Source organism: Chromohalobacter sp. HP20-39, from assembly GCF_033052815.1.
In the GTDB taxonomy this organism is placed as follows: Bacteria; Pseudomonadota; Gammaproteobacteria; order Pseudomonadales; family Halomonadaceae; genus Chromohalobacter.
Genome location: NZ_JAWHTP010000413.1, coordinates 1 through 316, shown reverse-complemented (window position 1 = coordinate 316; position 316 = coordinate 1). Strand labels below are relative to the sequence as shown.

Genomic DNA, 316 nt, shown 5'->3' with positions numbered 1-316 from the left:
GCCCCGACCTCACGATGATGGGCGTGGTCAGCGGCCTGGAGATGGCCTGCTGGGACATCATCGGCAAGGCTGCGGGCAAGCCGGTGTATGAACTGCTGGGCGGCAAGGTGAATGAGCGTCTGCGTTCGTACACCTATCTGTACCCGAAGAACGCGCAGGGCGAGTACGACTACGACGATCCGGATCTGGCTGCGGAATGCGCACTGGAAAACGTCAAGCTTGGCTTCACCGCCGTGAAGTTCGACCCGGCCGGTCCATACACCGCTGACTCCGGCCATCAACTTTCGATGGAAGTGCTCGACCGCTGCGAGCTGTT

Annotated in this window: 1 pseudogene; it reads left to right on the top strand. The window is 61.4% G+C overall.

Annotated features, from left to right (window positions below):
* Nucleotides 1–316: pseudogene (locus RVY79_RS18600) on the top strand (mandelate racemase/muconate lactonizing enzyme family protein); the annotation flags it as partial.